Below are 678 nucleotides of genomic sequence, written 5' to 3' on the forward strand. Positions count from 1 at the left end.
AGGTGAAGTGGTCGCCCACCTCGTAGTGCCACAGGCTCGTGGTCGGGCGGGGGCTGCCCAGCAGCGCCAGGGCGTGCAGCGCGGTGCCGGTGTCGTCGACGTCGGGCGGCAGCCCCGTCCCGCCCGCGGCGCCCTCCGGGCCGAAGGCGGCGTGCAGGCTTTCCACGAGTGTGTCCAGCACGGGACGGGGCGCGGTGAGCGGCACACCGCTGTCGCTCAGTGTGGACAGCACCCACGAGCGTTCGAACAGGGTCAGTGGCGCGGCGACCGGCATCCCGCCGTCCGGGGCCTGCACCGAGCGCAGGTAGCCGACGCACGGGTGGTCGGCGTCCCGGACGCCCTCGTCGCCCAGCCACGCCGCGGTGGCCGCGGGGGAGCAACCGACCACCCGTTCGCCGACCGGTTCGACGGACGACGCACCGCGCACCCCGTCCCCGAGGATCTCCAGCGAGTGCCACAGCTTCTCCGGCAGGACGTGTCCCTCCGCCACCGCGGTGCGCAGGGCGTCCAGCAGGTCGGGGCGGCCGGCCTCCGGCACGGGAAGCGGGTCCGCGCCGTCCCGCGCCAGGTGGACGTCGAGTTCGGCGACGAGCGCGGGGACGAGGATCTCCACAGCCACCGTGTCCGGCAGGGCCGTGTCCGGGCCGAGGCGGGTGCGCAGGGCGCGCACGCCCCGTT

At 75.8% G+C, this 678-nt stretch carries 1 pseudogene; it reads right to left on the minus strand.

Annotated features, from left to right (window positions below):
• Positions 1 to 678, minus strand: a pseudogene (locus SACPADRAFT_RS32620) (prenyltransferase); the annotation flags it as partial.

This window comes from Saccharomonospora iraqiensis subsp. paurometabolica YIM 90007, from assembly GCF_000231035.2.
GTDB classification, from domain to species: Bacteria; Actinomycetota; Actinomycetes; order Mycobacteriales; family Pseudonocardiaceae; genus Saccharomonospora; species Saccharomonospora paurometabolica.